This window comes from Micromonospora sp. USAFONa4 (genome assembly GCF_057197825.1).
The window spans coordinates 3,688,010-3,702,165 of record NZ_CM170072.1; the positions used below are offsets into that span (position 1 = coordinate 3,688,010).

The following is a 14,156-nucleotide window of genomic DNA, read 5'->3' on the forward strand; positions in this document are numbered from 1 at the left end:
GTGAGCAAGACGGTGGTCCACGTGCTGCGGCACGGCGAGGTACACAACCCGGACGGCATCCTCTACGGCCGGCTGCCGGGCTTCCGGCTCTCCGAGCTCGGCGTGCAGATGGCCAAGGCCGCCGCGCAGGGGCTGGCCGAGCGGGAGGTCGTGCACGTGGTGGCCAGCCCGCTGGAGCGCGCCCAGCAGACGGCCGAGCCCATCGCCGGGCAGTTCGGGCTGCCGGTCGGCGTGGACGAGCGGCTCATCGAGAGCGCCAACTGGTTCGAGGGCAAGAAGGTGTCCCCCGGCGACGGCTCGTTCCGCGACCCGCGTAACTGGTGGGTGCTGCGGGACCCGGTCACCCCGTCCTGGGGCGAGGCGTACCGGGCCATCGCAGAGCGGATGTTCGCCGCCCTGCACGCCGCCCGGGTTGCCGCAGAGGGGCGCGAGGCCGTGCTGGTCTCCCACCAGCTGCCGATCTGGACGCTGCGCCGCCACGTCGAGCGCAAGCGGCTCTGGCACGACCCGCGCAAGCGCCAGTGCGGGCTCGCCAGCCTCACCTCCTTCCACTTCGACGGCGCCAAGGTGGTCGGCATCGGCTACTCCGAGCCGGCCGCGCACCTGATCGCGATGTCGCCGACAGCCAGGACGGCCAAGGGGGCCTGATGAACGCCCGGAGGTTGACCGCGGGTCTGCTCGCCGCCGTCGTGACGGTGGCGCTGGCCGGCTGCTCGTCGCGCGACGGCGAGGAGGCGTGCGACAACTCCGGCGGCATCATCGAGTGCGCCCCCGACCAGCGCTCGGCCGCCCCGAAGCTCGCCGGTGAGCTGCTCACCGGCGGCAGCCACGACGTGGCGAGGGACCGCGGCCAGGTCGTGGTGGTCAACTTTTGGGGCTCGTGGTGCGCGCCGTGCCGGGCGGAGGCGGACGACCTGGAGAACACGTACCAGGCCACGAAGGCCTCCGGGGTGACCTTCCTGGGCATCAACATCCAGGACCAGCGGGACAAGGCGCTCGCCTTCGAGGAGAGCTTCAAGGTCACCTACCCGAGCCTCTTCGACCCGCCGAGCCGGCTGGCGCTGGCCCTGGACATCCCGCCGAACACCATCCCGGCCACCGTCGTGCTGGACCGGGACGGCCGGATCGCTGTGGTGATCCGCGCCGCGGTGAAGCAGGAGGGCCTCCAGCCCATCGTCGAGCGGATCGCGGCCGAGAAGCCCGCCCCCAACGGTTCCCGCTGATGGGCGAGACGTTCTCCGAACTCGCCCAGTCGGGTCCGCTGCTGCTCGCCATCGGCGCGGCGGCGCTCGCGGGGCTGGTCAGCTTCCTCTCCCCGTGCGTGCTCCCGCTGGTGCCGGGCTACCTGTCGTACGTCACCGGCCTCGCCGGCGCCGACCTCGAAACCCGCCGCCGGCAGGTCGGGAAGGGCCTTCCGTCAACGGATTCGGTAGCGGAAGGGCCCCTTCCTCACACCGAGGGCGGTGAGGGCGGGGTGGCGGTGCGGGAGCGCACCGAACCGACGAGGGCCGCGGTCAAGGGCCGGGTGCTCGCCGGCACGCTGCTCTTCATCGCGGGCTTCACCGTCGTCTTCACCGCCACCGCGATCCTCTTCGCCAGCGTCGGCCGGGTCTTCTTCGAGTACGAGCGGACGCTGGAGATCGTCATCGGCGCGCTGATCGTCGTGCTCGGGCTGAGCTACGTGGGGCTGGTCCCGGGGTTGCAGCGGGAGTTCCGTTTCCAGCGGCTGCCCGCCGCCGGGCTGCTCGGCGCGCCGGTCTTCGGCGCGGTCTTCGCGCTCAGCTGGGTGCCCTGCGTCGGCCCGACCCTCGGCGCGGTGATCGGCATGGCCGCCGTCGGCGGGCAGACCGACCGGGCCGCGGTGCTCGCCGTGGCGTACTGCCTCGGGCTGGGGATACCGTTCGTCGTCTTCGGGCTGGGCTTCGAGCGGCTGCTCGGGGTGTTCCGCGCGGTCCGGCGCAACAGCCGCTGGGTCACCCGGGTGGGCGGGGCGCTGCTGATCCTGATCGGCCTCGCGCTGGTCACCGGCGGCTGGACGAACTTCGTGATCTGGTTGCAGACCACCGTCGGGGTGGGCGAGGTGAGCATCTGATGACCGCCGTCGACGAGCGGCCGGCACCGCCGGCCGAGACCCCACGGCGCCGGCCCAACCGCCTGCTGGCCCTGCTGCGCAACTCGTGGCGGCAGCTCACCAGCATGCGTACGGCCCTGGTGTTGCTCTTCCTGCTCGCGGTGGCCGCCATTCCCGGCTCGGTGCTGCCGCAGCGCGGGGTCAACCCGGAGGACGTGCGGGACTACTTCACCGCGCACCCCGACCTGGCCCCGGTGCTGGACCGGATCGGCGCCTTCGAGGCGTTCGGCTCGGTCTGGTTCTCCGCGATCTACGTGCTGCTCTTCACCTCGCTGATCGGCTGCATCACGCCCCGGCTGCGCGACCACGTGCGGGCGCTGCGGTCGAAGCCGCCGGCCGCGCCGAGGCGGCTGGACCGGCTGCCGCAGCACACCGTGCTGTCCGCGCCCGAGGGGGGCGCGGCGGCGATCGCGGAGGTGCTGCGCCGGCGGCGCTGGCGGGTGGTGGTCCGTGGCGACGAGGTCTCCGCCGAGAAGGGTTACCTCAAGGAGACCGGCAACCTGCTCTTCCACAGCTCGTTGGTGCTCGTGCTGGTCGGCGTCGCGCTCGGCTCCTGGTACGGCTGGAGCGGCAACAAGCTGCTGGTGGCCGGCAAGGACAACGCGTTCTGCAACACCCGCCAGCAGTACGCCGAGAGCAAGCTCGGCCCCCGCGTCAGCAGCGCCGACCTGCCGGGCTTCTGCATCCAGCTCGACGACTTCGACGCCCGGTTCCTGGAGTCCGGCCAGCCGGAGTTCTTCGACGCCAGGGTGACCGTGGACGAGGCCGACGGCGAGCGGCGGCAGGCCAACTTCTCGGTCAACTCCCCGCTGCGCCTCGACGGCGCGAACGTCTACCTGCTCGGTCACGGCTATGCCCCGGTGATCCGCTACACCGACCGGTTCGGCCAGTCCCAGACCAGCAACTTCCCGTTCCTGACGACCGGCGACGTCGGGCTGACCAGCGAGGGGCTGGCGGCGTTCCCGGACATCAACGTGGACCCGGCCACGGGTGAGCGGGACGCGAACACGCAGATGGCCTTCTCCGGTATCTACCTGCCGACGGCGCCGGCCGCCGCGCCGTTCGCCCGCTCCGAGTACCCGACCGAGCGGAATCCGGCGCTGAACCTCGTCGCCTACCGGGGCAACCTGGGCATGGACGCCGGCATCCCCGGCTCGGTCTACGAGCTGGACCAGCGGCAGGTGGAGGCCGGCAAGGTCAAGGAGGTCGGCACCAAGCTGCTCCGCAAGGGCGAGAGCTGGAAGCTGGACGACGGCACCACGCTCGAGTTCCTGGGCACCGTGCCGTACATCACGCTGTCGGTCCGGTACGACCCCGGCTCGACGCTGCTGCTGGTCAGCTCCGCCGTCCTGCTGGTCGGGCTGATGGGCTCGCTGTTCGGGCGGCGTCGCCGGGTCTTCTTCCGGGTGCTGCCGGCCGGTGCCGCCGACCCCACGAGTGGATCTCCGACGAGCGGTAGTAGTTTGGTCGAGGCCGGTGGCCTGCCGCGCACCGACCATCCCGGGTTCGCCGACGAGTTCGCGCAGCTCGTGGCCGCCATCGGCGGCGACGGGCGGTCGGACGAGGAGGCCGGTGTCGACCGCGACGGCGGCGACCGGGCCGGAGCGCGAGAAGGAGCCGAGTGATGTCCGCACTCTCCGACCAGCTGGTGTCGTTCGCGATCCTGGCGTACCTGATCGCGATGATCAGCCACGCCGTCGAGTACGCGCTGGGCAACTCCCGCGCCCGGATGGCCGCGGCACCCGCCCGCGAGCTGGTCGGCGCCGGCGTCGGCGCGGCCGGGGGCAGCACTCCCGACGCGCCCGTCGACACCGGCGCGGCGGCGGCCGAGCGTACGGCCCGACGCGCCCGGTTGGGTGGCCTGGTCGCCGTCGCGGCCACCGCGCTCGGGGCGCTGCTGCACCTGGGGGCGCTGGTCACGCGCGGTCTCGCCGCGGACCGGATGCCCTGGGGCAACATGTACGAGTTCGTGCTCACGGGCACCTGGATCGGGGTCGCCGCCTGGCTGGTGGTGCTCTGGAAGCGGCCGCAGCTGCGCCGCCTCGGGCTGTTCATGTCGCTGGTGATGGTGCTGCTGGTGGCGACCGCCGAGCTGGTGCTCTACACCCCGATCGTGCCGCTGGTGCCGGCGCTCAACTCGTACTGGTTCGTCATCCACGTCTCGACGATCGTCTTCGCCTCCGGCATCTTCCTGCTGGGCGCGGTGCCGGCGGTGGCGTTCCTGATGCGCTCCGGCTACGAGCAGGGTCGGCGCAGCTTCCCGTACACGCTGGCGAAGCGGCTGCCGGCGGCGGCGGCGCTGGAGCGGCTGACCTTCGTGCTGCACGCCTTCGCGTTCCCGGTCTTCACCTTCGCGGTGATCGCCGGGGCGATCTGGGCCGAGGCGGCCTGGGGGCGGCCGTGGGGCTGGGACCCGAAGGAGACCTGGTCGTTCATCTCCTGGGTGATCTACGCCGGCTACCTGCACGCCCGGGCCACGCCGAGCGTGAAGCGGAACGTCGCGACCTGGCTCGCCGTCGTCGGCTTCCTCACCATGCTGATGAACCTCTTCGGCGTGAACATCTTCTTCGAGGGCCTGCACTCCTACGGCGGCCTGGACTGAGCCGACCCGGCAACCGCTCGGGGACGGTCCGCGCCCGCTGCTCGCCATCGGCGAAGGCAGGTGGGGCCGGCTGCGGGGCCGGCCCCACCTGGTCCTACCAGCGGGCGTGTGGTGCTGGTCGATCCTGACCGGCTCTACTCCGGCACGTAGGCGCGAGACCGAGCAGCCGCGACCGGGCGGTCAGGCCGCGTCGTCCAACTGCCGCCGGACGAGCCGTTCGGTGGCGGTGGCCCCCGTGGGCTGCAACCCGGCGCCGGCGTTCTGCGCCTGGACGTCGATGGTCACCGCGATCCGGTCCGTACCCGCGATGATCATCTCGAATATCTTGGCGAACCGTACCTCCATCTCCTTGCCGTCGTCGCCGGTCATCACCAGTCGGCTGCCGTGCGTCGCCTCGTGCAACTGCCGCATTCGCAGGCCGGTGATGTCCTTGTAGCGGAAGTCGAAGGCGTCGGCGTTCGACACGATGCACTTGACGAAGTCCCACTCGCAGGAGAAGACCGAGATGCGGGTCTGTCCGAGGAGCAGGATGACGAACTTGTACCGCGAGAACCGACGGATGCCGTCCTTTCCCACCGCCTGTTCGGTGGGCGAGGCGGGACCGATGACGAGTTGCGGCTCGCAGATCAGATCGTCCAGTTCGCGGTCGAGGTGCCGGAGGGCGTGATCGAGGACTCCGAACTTGTCGAAGTGCAGCCACACGTCCATCTGCTCGTCGCTCGGCTTCGGCTCGGCCGCCGCCAGGTCACGCTCGTACGCCGAGGTGAGCGTGTTGTACTGGCCGAATCCCTTGACCAGCAGGACGAGGCCGCCCACACCCACGAGCACCGCCAGGCAGAGGTAACCCGACTCCGACAACGACGCGATCACGAGGATCAGCGCGAGGACCAACCCGATGCCACCGGCGACCATCATGGCCTGCGCGCCACCGGTCGCGGGCGGCACGGGCGTGCGGACGAAGTACTTGCGTACGTTCGGCTTGCGTTCCTCGATGCCGGCCTGCGCCACGGCGACGGTGGCCTGCCACAGCCGGTTCTCGCGGTTGCCGAGGAAGGGGGCGATCTCGGCCGCGTGCACCGGGTCGATGTCGCCGGCTCCGGCCTCGATGTCGGCGACGGACGGGCCGGGGTCGTGGCGGTCGGCGTAGTGGTCGTGCTTGACGGCCGCCCAGAGGGCGCGGACGTGTGCCGCGGCGGGGTCGATCTGGAGTGCCCTGCCCAGGTGCTCCTCCACCCGGACCATCACCTGCTGCGCCTCGCGACCCATCCGGCTGGGCCGTCTGCCGCCGAGGAGCGCGAGGGCCAGGTAGTAGTGCGGGTCGGAGCCCTTCGCCCCCTTGGCGATCGCCTCGGTGAAGTATTCGGCCGCCCTCTTGTACAGCCGTTCGGCGACGGCCCGCCGCCCGTAGGCCATCAGCTGCTGCGGCCCGTCGGACTTGTTGATGTGCACGTTGTCGGCGTTGATCTGGGCGCCGAAGACGCGCTGGCCGTGCTGGTCGAAGGTGGTCATCAGGAAGCCCCGCCCAACGAGTTCCAGATGGTCGCCATCGCCCCGCCGATCACCGCCAGCGGCGCCGCCGCCTGCAACACCTCGATGGCCCGCCGCAGCCGTCGCGAGGCCTCGCGTTGGTCGTCGCGGGTCAGGCTCCGGCGGGCGCCGTGCAGGTCGTCGACGACGGTGCGGCCGACCTGCGGGTCGAGGGCGCCGCTGGCCGTGGCCTGTTCCACCGCCCTCAGGACGGCCTCCAGCCGAGGGACGAGTTCCGTCTGGCCGGCGTTGTCGGGCAGACGTTCGAAGGTGCTGTTCCGCAGATCGATGGTTTCGGCGTTGAACTGCTGATCCACGCGCTGGTTCTGCTGATTGAAGGTGGCCATCGCCAACCGTCACCCCCATCTTGCTTCGATGGAAAATGTTTCGGATGGTGGTGACGGAACCATTGGAATTGTCTGCGGGCAATGTCGGAAGATTTACGTCGCCGGGCGGATCCGGCGGGGCCCGACTGAACGGCGGGCAATTCCGCATGGATGGTGCTGGCGGCATTCGCGCGCGGTGTGTTAGCGGGTGACCGAAAGGCCTATGACCGGCTCGGGCGTCCCGGGAAAGGCACCTGTCGGCGGGTATGCCGGGTCGGACCGCGGGGTCGCGCGGCCCGCACCGTTCGGGCTTCGACCGTTCGGGCGACGGCGACCGGGGGTCTTGACGGCGGGCGGCCGTGCTGCTGCCGGCCTCACCCGACGCCTGCCTGCTCCCGGCTACGGGCGGGTGCCACCCGGGAATCGGGCCGGTGGAGCCCCGCCCCGGCCGCGAACGCCGCGCGGCGGGGGTCAGCCGCCGAACCAGCCGGGCACGTCGAGGCGGAACGGGTTGGCCGGGGTGACCGCGCGCAGGTCGTCCTCCAGGGCGGCGACCCGGTCGGGGCCGAGGGTGCCCGCCCACCGCTGCCGGAGCTGGTCGAAGACGGCCGCCGAGCGGCGCAGGCCGTCCAGGCCGTGCGGGGTCACCCGGACCAGCTTGCGTCGGGCGTCGCGCGGGTCGTCGGCGCGCTCCAGATAGCCGAGGGCGACGAGCCGGTCCACCGTCTTGCCGGCCGCCTGCTTGGAGACGCCGAGCCGCTGGCCCAGCTCGGTGGCGGTGGTGCCCTCGGCGCCGACGGCCTGGAGGACGAAGCCGTGCAACGGCCGCAGCTCCGGGTGCCCCTGCCGGGCCAGCTCCGCGTGCAGGTCGTCGATGAGCGTACGGAAGCCGGCCAGCAGGAGCAGGGGCAGCAGGAAGCCGGGCCGGTCGGGGTCAGCCGTTGCCACGTTCGACAACCTCGTTTACTATCTCGACAACCACGTTGACGATTCTACGTCACGCGCGGCGCGTCGCCGATCGGGCCGCGCCGGCCGTCCCCGACCCGAGAGCAGGCTTGCCGTGCCCCCGTTCACCGCGCACACCGCCGACACCGCACCCGCCGCCGCCCGGCCGACCATGGAGGGCGTACGCCGCAGGCTCGGGCACCTGCCCGCCGCCGTCGGCCTGATGGCCGAGTCCCCGGAACTGCTCACCGGCTTCCTCACCGTCAACGGCATCTTCGAGAAGTGCGCCCTCGACCCGGTCGAGCGGGAGGTCGTCGTCATGACGGTCGCCACCCGCAACGAATGCCACCTCTGCGTCGCCATGCACACCGCCGCCCTCACCCGGCACGGCGCGACGCCCGAGCTGGTCGACGCGCTGCGCGCCGGCACGCCGCTGCCCGACGACCGGCTGGAGGCGCTGCGGCGCTTCACCCTCGCCGTGCTCGACCACCGGGGCGCGGTCCCCGAGGACGGGACCACCGCCTTTCTGGCGGCCGGCTACCAGCCCCGGCACGCCCTGGACGTGGTGCTCGGCGTCGGCACGTACACCATCTCCACCCTGGCCAACCGGCTCACCGGCGCCCCGCTCGACGCGCCCCTGGCCGCGTACGCCTGGCAGCCGACCGCCCGCTGACGCACCCGGGCAGCCGAGGGCGGGGTGGGCCGGCCACGGTATGCCCGAGCCCGGCCCACCTCCGTCGAGGGGCGCCGTTCTCCGGTCAGCCGAGCGTGACCGGGGCGGCGTTGTCGGCCGGATCGTCGTCCGGACGCGGGTAGTCGTAGTACGACCGGACCTCGCCGGGGGCGCCCGCGGGCCCGTCGATCCGCAGGTCGAACGGGACCGTGAAGCTCTGCCCGGCGGGGAACACCGCCCCCAGCCAGCAGACCCAGGACGTCGGAGCGCCGCCCTCGTCGTCGCCGGTCGGCGAGCAGCCGGGCGGGGTGGCCAGCACGGTCACGCCGGCCGGTGGGGTGAAGAGGAACCCGCCGGCGTTGCCGCCGGAGACGGTGCCGTCCGGCACACCCGGACCGTCGTTGCGGATCCCCACGCTCACCCGCACGGTGGTACCGACGGCACCGGAGACGGTGGCGCCCACGGCGACGACGTCGAAGGCGCCGTGGATGTCGCGCAGGTAGGTCCCGCCGCCGGAGCCGGTGGCGGTGACCGGATCGAGCGTCCCGCCGACCGGCCGTAGCCGGAGCGCGCGGTCGGCCTCCCGGCGGGTCAGCCGCACGTTGCCGGGCAGCGGTCCCGCGGTGGCCAGCGGCTCCACGAACTGGGTGATGCGCTTGTCGCCGAGGGCGGCCGGACCGATCGTGGTGGCGAAGCCGTTGCGCAGTTCGTGCCGGATCCCGGGCGCGAACGTGCCCCGCACGGTGCAGACCACCACCGTGGCGAGCACGGGATCGGTGCCGTACCGGCAGTTCCGGTAGCTGGCCGGGTGCAGGCCGACCGGAAAGCGGAAGGTCACCCGGAGATCCTCGGCCGGCTGGTCGCCGGCGTTGACCACGGCCACGGGCGCGGTGTGGACGTCGCCGACCTCGGCGCCCGGGACGTACTCGTCGACCAGGTCGAGGACGTCGGCACCGGAGCGCACGCTGACGGTCGCCTGCTGGGTGTACGGCTCCAGCCCGTCGGCCCGCACCGTGTAGTCCAGCGTGCCGGTCGCGCCGTCGACGGCGCCCGGGGCGGCGCGGAACACCACCGGCACCGTGCCGTTGACGGTGCCGTACTCGTCCGGGGTCGCCTCCGGCGGCATCGGGCAGGTCACCGAGGTGCCCTCGGTGACACACCAGCTGGGGAAGCTGGCCGTGGCGACGCCGGCGAGACCGGTCAGGTCGACGGTGACCCGGGGGGCGGTCGCGCCGCTGCTGCTCAGGTCCAGCGGTGCCGACCGGCCGGGCGCACCGGCCGCGCCGACGGTGAGGTCGTTGAGCCAGCCGCTGACCCAACCGGGGTCGGTCCGGGCGGCGGCCGGGCCGGCCGCCGCGCCGGCGCCCGCCGTGACCACGGCCAGCACCGTCAGGGCGCGCAGCACGCTGCCGCGCGGGAAGCGCACAGTTGTCATCGATCTCCTTCGTGGGGTGGGCCGGTCCGCGGAGCCGCGGCGGGGCGTCACCGCCAGCCCGGTCGGCGGACCTGATCCTAGTGAGCGCCGGCCGTCCGATCCGGCCCGTCGGAGCGACGATGTTCGATGGCGCGGACTCCGTCGGCAGAAGCGGTACGGCCGCGCCCGCGCCGCCGTACCGGTGGATCGCCGGTGTCACACCACCCGGCGTGGTCGCCGCCCAGGTCGGTGCGGGAGACTGGCAGGCATGGCGGCTCGTGGCTTCCCGTACACCGATCTCAAGGACTTCCTCGCGGCGCTGGAGCGCGCGGGCGAGCTGCGGCGGGTGAGCGCGCCGGTCGATCCCACCCTGGAGATCAGCGAGATCGTCACCCGGACGGTCCGCGCGGGCGGCCCGGCGCTGCTCTTCGAGCGGCCCACGCGGGGCGAGATGCCGGTGGTGATCAACCTCTTCGGCACCGAGAAGCGGATGGCGATGGCGCTCGGCGTCGAGTCGCTGGACGAGATCGGCGAGCGGATCGGCAACATGCTCAAGCCGGAGCTGCCGGTGGGTCTCTCCGGGATGATGGACGGCCTCGGCAAGGTCAGGCAGCTCACGTCGATGCCGCCGAAGAAGGTCAGGACCGCCCCCTGCCAGCAGGTGGTATACCGGGGCGACGACGTCGACCTGAACCGGCTGCCGGGGTTGCAGGTCTGGCCGGGTGACGGCGGGATCTTCCACAACTTCGGGCTGACCCACACGAAGCACCCGGAGACCGGCAAGCGCAACCTGGGGCTGTACCGGTTGCAGCAGCACTCGCGGAACAGCATCGGCATGCACTGGCAGATCCACAAGAACTCCACGGCGCACCACGCGGTCGCGGAGCGGCTCGGGCAGCGCCTGCCGGTGGCGATCGCCATCGGCACCGACCCGGCGGTGGCGTACTCGGCCAGCGCGCCGCTCCCCGCCGACATCGACGAATACCTGTTCGCCGGGTACCTGCGCGGCGAGCGGGTCGAGATGGTGGACTGCCTGACCGTCCCGTTGCAGGTGCCGGCGCACGCGCAGATCGTCCTGGAGGGCTACATCGAGCCGGGCGAGCGGCTCCCGGAGGGCCCGTTCGGCGACCACACCGGCTTCTACACCCCGGTGGAGCCCTTCCCGGTGATGCACATCGAGTGCATGACCACGCAGCGCGACCCGGTCTACCACACGATCGTCACGTCGCAGCCGCCCCAGGAGGACCACGGTCTGGGCAAGGCCACCGAGCGGATCTTCGCGCCGCTGCTGCGCTTCCTGATCCCGGACATCGTCGACTACGACCTGCCCGCCGCCGGGGTCTTCCACAACTGCGCGATCGTGTCGATCCGCAAGCGCTACCCGAAGCACGCCCAGAAGGTCATGAACGCGATCTGGGGCGCGCACATGATGTCGCTGACCAAGCTGATCGTGATCGTCGACGAGGACTGCGACGTGCACGACTACAACGAGGTCGCCTTCCGCGCCTTCGGCAACGTCGACTACGCCCGGGACCTGCTGCTCACCGAGGGCCCGGTGGACCACCTGGACCACGCGTCGTACCAGCAGTTCTGGGGCGGCAAGGCGGGCGTCGACGCGACCCGCAAGCTGCCCGAGGAGGGCTACACCCGGGGCTGGCCGGAGGAGATGCGGATGGCCCCCGAGGTCGTCTCTCTGGTCGACAAGCGCTGGAAGGAGTACGGCATCTGATGGCCACCGCCGTCGAACCGGTGCAGCGACCGGGCCGGGTGAAGTCCTTCCTCAAGCTGGTGGCGATCGAGCACTCCGTGTTCGCGCTGCCGTTCGCGTACCTGTCGGCGCTCACCGCGATGCAGGTCGACGGCGGGCGGGTCCGGTGGCTGGACCTGCTGCTGATCACCGTGGCGATGGTCGGCGCGCGGACGTTCGCGATGGCCGCCAACCGGATCCTGGACCGACGGATCGACGCGCGGAACCCCCGTACCGCCGGCCGGGAGCTGGTCACCGGGGCGGTCAGCGTGCGGACGGCCTGGACCGGCGCGGCGGTCGCGCTCGTGGTCTTCCTCGCCGCCGCCGCCCTGCTCAACCCGCTCTGCCTGGTGCTCGCGCCGCTCGCCGTGGTGCCGCTGGTCGTCTACCCGTACGGCAAGCGGTTCACCAACTGGCCGCACGCGATCCTGGCCGTCGCCCAGGCCGTCGGCCCGGTCGGCGCCTGGCTGGGCGTCACCGGCACCCTCGACGGCTCCTGGCCGGCGTGGCTGCTGGGCGTGGCCGTCGGCCTCTGGATCGGCGGGTTCGACCTGATCTACGCCTGCCAGGACGCCGAGGTGGACCGGGAGATCGGCGTGCACAGCGTGCCGGCCCGCTACGGGCTGCGGTTCGCGCTGCACGCCTCCACGGTCGCGCACGTGGTGACGTTCGCGCTGTTCGTCTGGTTCGGGGCGCTGGTCGGCTTCGGCTGGCTCTGGTGGGTGGGTCTGGCGTTGACCGCCGTCGCCTTCGGCTACCAGCACCTGGTGGTCAGCCCGACCGACCTGAGCAAGGTCAACCGGGCCTTCTTCACCGCCAACGGCTTCGTCGGCATCGCGCTGTTCGTCTTCGCCCTGCTCGACCTGGTCGTCCGCCTCGGCCTGCGCGCCTGACCCTGGGCCGTCGCTCGCCCCGCGGGTGCCGGCTGTCGGCGGCTGCGGCCGGGCCAGCCCGTCAGGAAGGGCCCCTTCCTCTACCGGAGGCGTCAACAAGGTGCCCTTCCTTACCGCCGTAGCGGCTGCTCTCCAGGGTCCAGTCGACGGTGGCCCGGACGGCGTTCGCCACCCCGTCGAGGTGGTCGGCGACCGCCCGGTCCAACGCCGGGCCGAACGACGGCACCCCGGCGCGAAGCTCGACGAAGCGCCGCATCGACGCCCGCCAGCGCTCGGCCGTCAGGCCGATCGCGGTCTCCACCGGCACCCGCTGCTCGGCCGCCGTCGCGAGCACCAGGTTGTGCCCGCCGGCGGTGGCCTCGTCGCGCTCAAGGGAGGCGAGGTCGTTGTACCAGGAGAGCAGGTCGTTGCCGGTGCCGGCGATCTCCCGCAGCAGCGGGTGGTGGTGGACCGGGTCGGGCAGCGGGCGGCCGGTGACGAACTCCACAAGCGGATACGACACGTACGCGGCGGAGGTGGCGCGCCGCAGCGCGACGTACTCGGCGACGCCGGGGCGGCGGCCGGCCGCCTTGTTCGCCGCCTCCCGCCACGTGCCGTCGAGATGGTCGGCGACGGCCTCGGCGAAGCGCAGCCGCCAGCGGGCCGGCATCCGCCGGCGCGGCTCCCGCCACGCGTGCACCAGCAGCCGCCTCAGCGGCCCGGTCAGGCCGGCGTGCCGGAGCCGGGGGCCGGCGTGCAGCAGGGTGAGCGCGCCGGCGCGCAGCGCCCGGATCTGGTCGGCGTCGAGCCGGCCCGGCCGGTCGCACGCGTCGTCGACCAGGAAGAACCAGGTGAACAGGGCCGTCAACGCCCGCAGGTCGGCCTCGGTGGCGCCGGGGTAGAGCCGGCCGGCGTACCGGGCGACGCCAGCGTGCGCCAGCCGTTGCGGCGCGGCGTCGTCAGTCGCCAGGCCGAGGCTCGGCAGCAGGTCGCCGACCAGCCACTCCTGCACCCGGTCGGCGTGCGGCGAGAGTCGGGGCGGGATGGGGCACTCCGACCGTAGCGACCAGAGGACCTCGCCGGTCATCACCGATTCCTCCCGGGTGCGATCCCGCTTCGCGTGGGAACCGCCACCGGCAGCATGTCAGGCCGGCGGGATGGTCGCGCTCCCGGCCCGACATCGCGCCCGTCGGCGCACAACCGACCCCCGAGTGGGACATCACGGACGCTCCGGGCGGGGGTGCCCGGCATCGGGAGGGGACGACCAGGCAGGCTGGAGGGCATGCGCGAACCATGGGTGGTCGGAGTCTCCGGGGCGTCCGGCACGCCGTACGCGGCGGCCGTCGTGCGGGCGCTGCTCGACGCCGGCGAGCCGGTGGACCTGATCGTCTCCCGGGCCGCCCGGCTGACCGTCCTCGACGAGACCGGGCGCCCGTTCCGGGACGCACACTGGGCCGACGACCTCGCCGCCTGGCTGGGCCGCGACCTCGCGGGAGCCGACGTGCGGCACTGGCCCGCCGGCGACCTCGCCGCCGGCCCGAGCAGCGGCTCCTACCGGGTACGCGGGATGGCGGTGGTCCCGGCGAGCACGGCGGCCTGCGCCGGCATCGCGATCGGGCTCTCCAAGGACCTGTTGCAGCGGGCCGCCGAGGTCAACCTCAAGGAGCGCCGGCCGGTGGTGGTGGTGCCCCGGGAGACGCCGGTGACCCGCAGCCACCTGGAGCATCTGATCGCGCTGCACGACGCCGGAGCGGTGGTGCTGCCGGCCAGTCCCGGTTTCTACGGCGCCGGCGCGGCGGCGTCCGCCCCGCAACTCGTCGACTTCGTGGCCGGCAAGGTGCTGGACGCCCTCGGCGTACCGCACACGCTGTTCCGTCGCTGGTCGGGTGAGCTGGGCGTGGCGCGGGAGTGACCCGGGC

General features: G+C 72.7%; 14 protein-coding genes. 9 read left to right on the forward strand and 5 right to left on the reverse strand.

The window, feature by feature from the left end:
- The 5 genes from AC0OO9_RS16260 to ccsB are packed head-to-tail and all read left to right on the forward strand — an operon-like array spanning position 1 to position 4,733.
- Positions 1-648 carry a histidine phosphatase family protein gene (locus AC0OO9_RS16260; protein ID WP_421456870.1) on the forward strand — a complete coding sequence of 216 codons (648 nt, stop codon included), beginning with the start codon at positions 1-3 and terminating at the stop codon, positions 646-648.
- Entirely contained in the window at positions 648-1,223 is a 576-nt protein-coding gene (locus tag AC0OO9_RS16265) for a TlpA family protein disulfide reductase (RefSeq protein ID WP_421456871.1), read from the forward strand. Before AC0OO9_RS16260 ends, AC0OO9_RS16265 begins: the two co-directional genes overlap by 1 nt.
- Positions 1,223-2,092, forward strand: a complete 870-nt coding sequence (locus AC0OO9_RS16270; protein ID WP_484510989.1) for a cytochrome c biogenesis CcdA family protein — start codon at positions 1,223-1,225, stop codon at positions 2,090-2,092. Before AC0OO9_RS16265 ends, AC0OO9_RS16270 begins: the two co-directional genes overlap by 1 nt.
- Positions 2,092-3,756: a cytochrome c biogenesis protein ResB gene (gene resB, locus AC0OO9_RS16275; RefSeq protein ID WP_484510990.1), complete on the forward strand. Its 1,665-nt coding sequence runs from the start codon at positions 2,092-2,094 to the stop codon at positions 3,754-3,756. The genes AC0OO9_RS16270 and resB overlap by 1 nt, the downstream gene beginning before the upstream one ends.
- The gene (ccsB, locus tag AC0OO9_RS16280; RefSeq protein ID WP_484510991.1) at positions 3,756-4,733 is read left to right on the forward strand and encodes a c-type cytochrome biogenesis protein CcsB; all 978 of its coding nucleotides are present in this window, start codon (positions 3,756-3,758) and stop codon (positions 4,731-4,733) included. Before resB ends, ccsB begins: the two co-directional genes overlap by 1 nt.
- Positions 4,734-4,913: 180 nt before the next feature.
- Here ccsB and AC0OO9_RS16285 read toward each other — a convergent pair whose 3' ends face one another.
- The 3 genes from AC0OO9_RS16285 to AC0OO9_RS16295 all read right to left on the reverse strand — a co-directional run bounded on the left by AC0OO9_RS16285 (position 4,914) and on the right by AC0OO9_RS16295 (position 7,534).
- A complete protein-coding gene (locus AC0OO9_RS16285; RefSeq protein ID WP_484510992.1) occupies positions 4,914-6,242 on the reverse strand; it encodes a hypothetical protein in 1,329 nt (442 codons plus the stop codon).
- A complete protein-coding gene (locus AC0OO9_RS16290; RefSeq protein WP_151455005.1) occupies positions 6,242-6,613 on the reverse strand; it encodes a hypothetical protein in 372 nt (123 codons plus the stop codon). Before AC0OO9_RS16290 ends, AC0OO9_RS16285 begins: the two co-directional genes overlap by 1 nt.
- 444 nt (positions 6,614-7,057) lie before the next feature.
- Positions 7,058-7,534: a MarR family winged helix-turn-helix transcriptional regulator gene (locus tag AC0OO9_RS16295; RefSeq protein ID WP_484510993.1), complete on the reverse strand. Its 477-nt coding sequence runs from the start codon at positions 7,532-7,534 to the stop codon at positions 7,058-7,060.
- Positions 7,535-7,646: 112 nt separating this feature from the next.
- Here AC0OO9_RS16295 and AC0OO9_RS16300 point away from each other — a divergent pair, with 112 nt between their 5' ends.
- The gene (locus tag AC0OO9_RS16300) at positions 7,647-8,204 is read left to right on the forward strand and encodes a carboxymuconolactone decarboxylase family protein (RefSeq protein ID WP_484510994.1); all 558 of its coding nucleotides are present in this window, start codon (positions 7,647-7,649) and stop codon (positions 8,202-8,204) included.
- A gap of 85 nt (positions 8,205-8,289) precedes the next feature.
- On the opposite strand, the gene AC0OO9_RS16305 is transcribed toward AC0OO9_RS16300, so the two are convergent.
- Complete coding sequence (locus AC0OO9_RS16305; RefSeq protein ID WP_484510995.1) at positions 8,290-9,639, reverse strand: hypothetical protein; 1,350 nt, start codon at positions 9,637-9,639, stop codon at positions 8,290-8,292.
- A gap of 247 nt (positions 9,640-9,886) precedes the next feature.
- Here AC0OO9_RS16305 and AC0OO9_RS16310 point away from each other — a divergent pair, with 247 nt between their 5' ends.
- Both AC0OO9_RS16310 and mqnP read left to right on the forward strand, forming a co-directional pair.
- Entirely contained in the window at positions 9,887-11,347 is a 1,461-nt protein-coding gene (locus tag AC0OO9_RS16310) for a menaquinone biosynthesis decarboxylase (RefSeq protein WP_484510996.1), read from the forward strand.
- A complete protein-coding gene (mqnP, locus tag AC0OO9_RS16315) occupies positions 11,347-12,258 on the forward strand; it encodes a menaquinone biosynthesis prenyltransferase MqnP (protein WP_484510997.1) in 912 nt (303 codons plus the stop codon). The genes AC0OO9_RS16310 and mqnP overlap by 1 nt, the downstream gene beginning before the upstream one ends.
- Before the next feature lie 61 nt (positions 12,259-12,319).
- Here the strand turns inward: mqnP and AC0OO9_RS16320 are convergent, their stop codons facing one another.
- The gene (locus AC0OO9_RS16320) at positions 12,320-13,324 is read right to left on the reverse strand and encodes a terpene synthase family protein (protein ID WP_484510998.1); all 1,005 of its coding nucleotides are present in this window, start codon (positions 13,322-13,324) and stop codon (positions 12,320-12,322) included.
- A gap of 195 nt (positions 13,325-13,519) precedes the next feature.
- Here AC0OO9_RS16320 and AC0OO9_RS16325 point away from each other — a divergent pair, with 195 nt between their 5' ends.
- Entirely contained in the window at positions 13,520-14,149 is a 630-nt protein-coding gene (locus AC0OO9_RS16325) for a UbiX family flavin prenyltransferase (protein WP_132232192.1), read from the forward strand.
- The last annotated feature ends 7 nt before the right edge of the window (positions 14,150-14,156 follow it).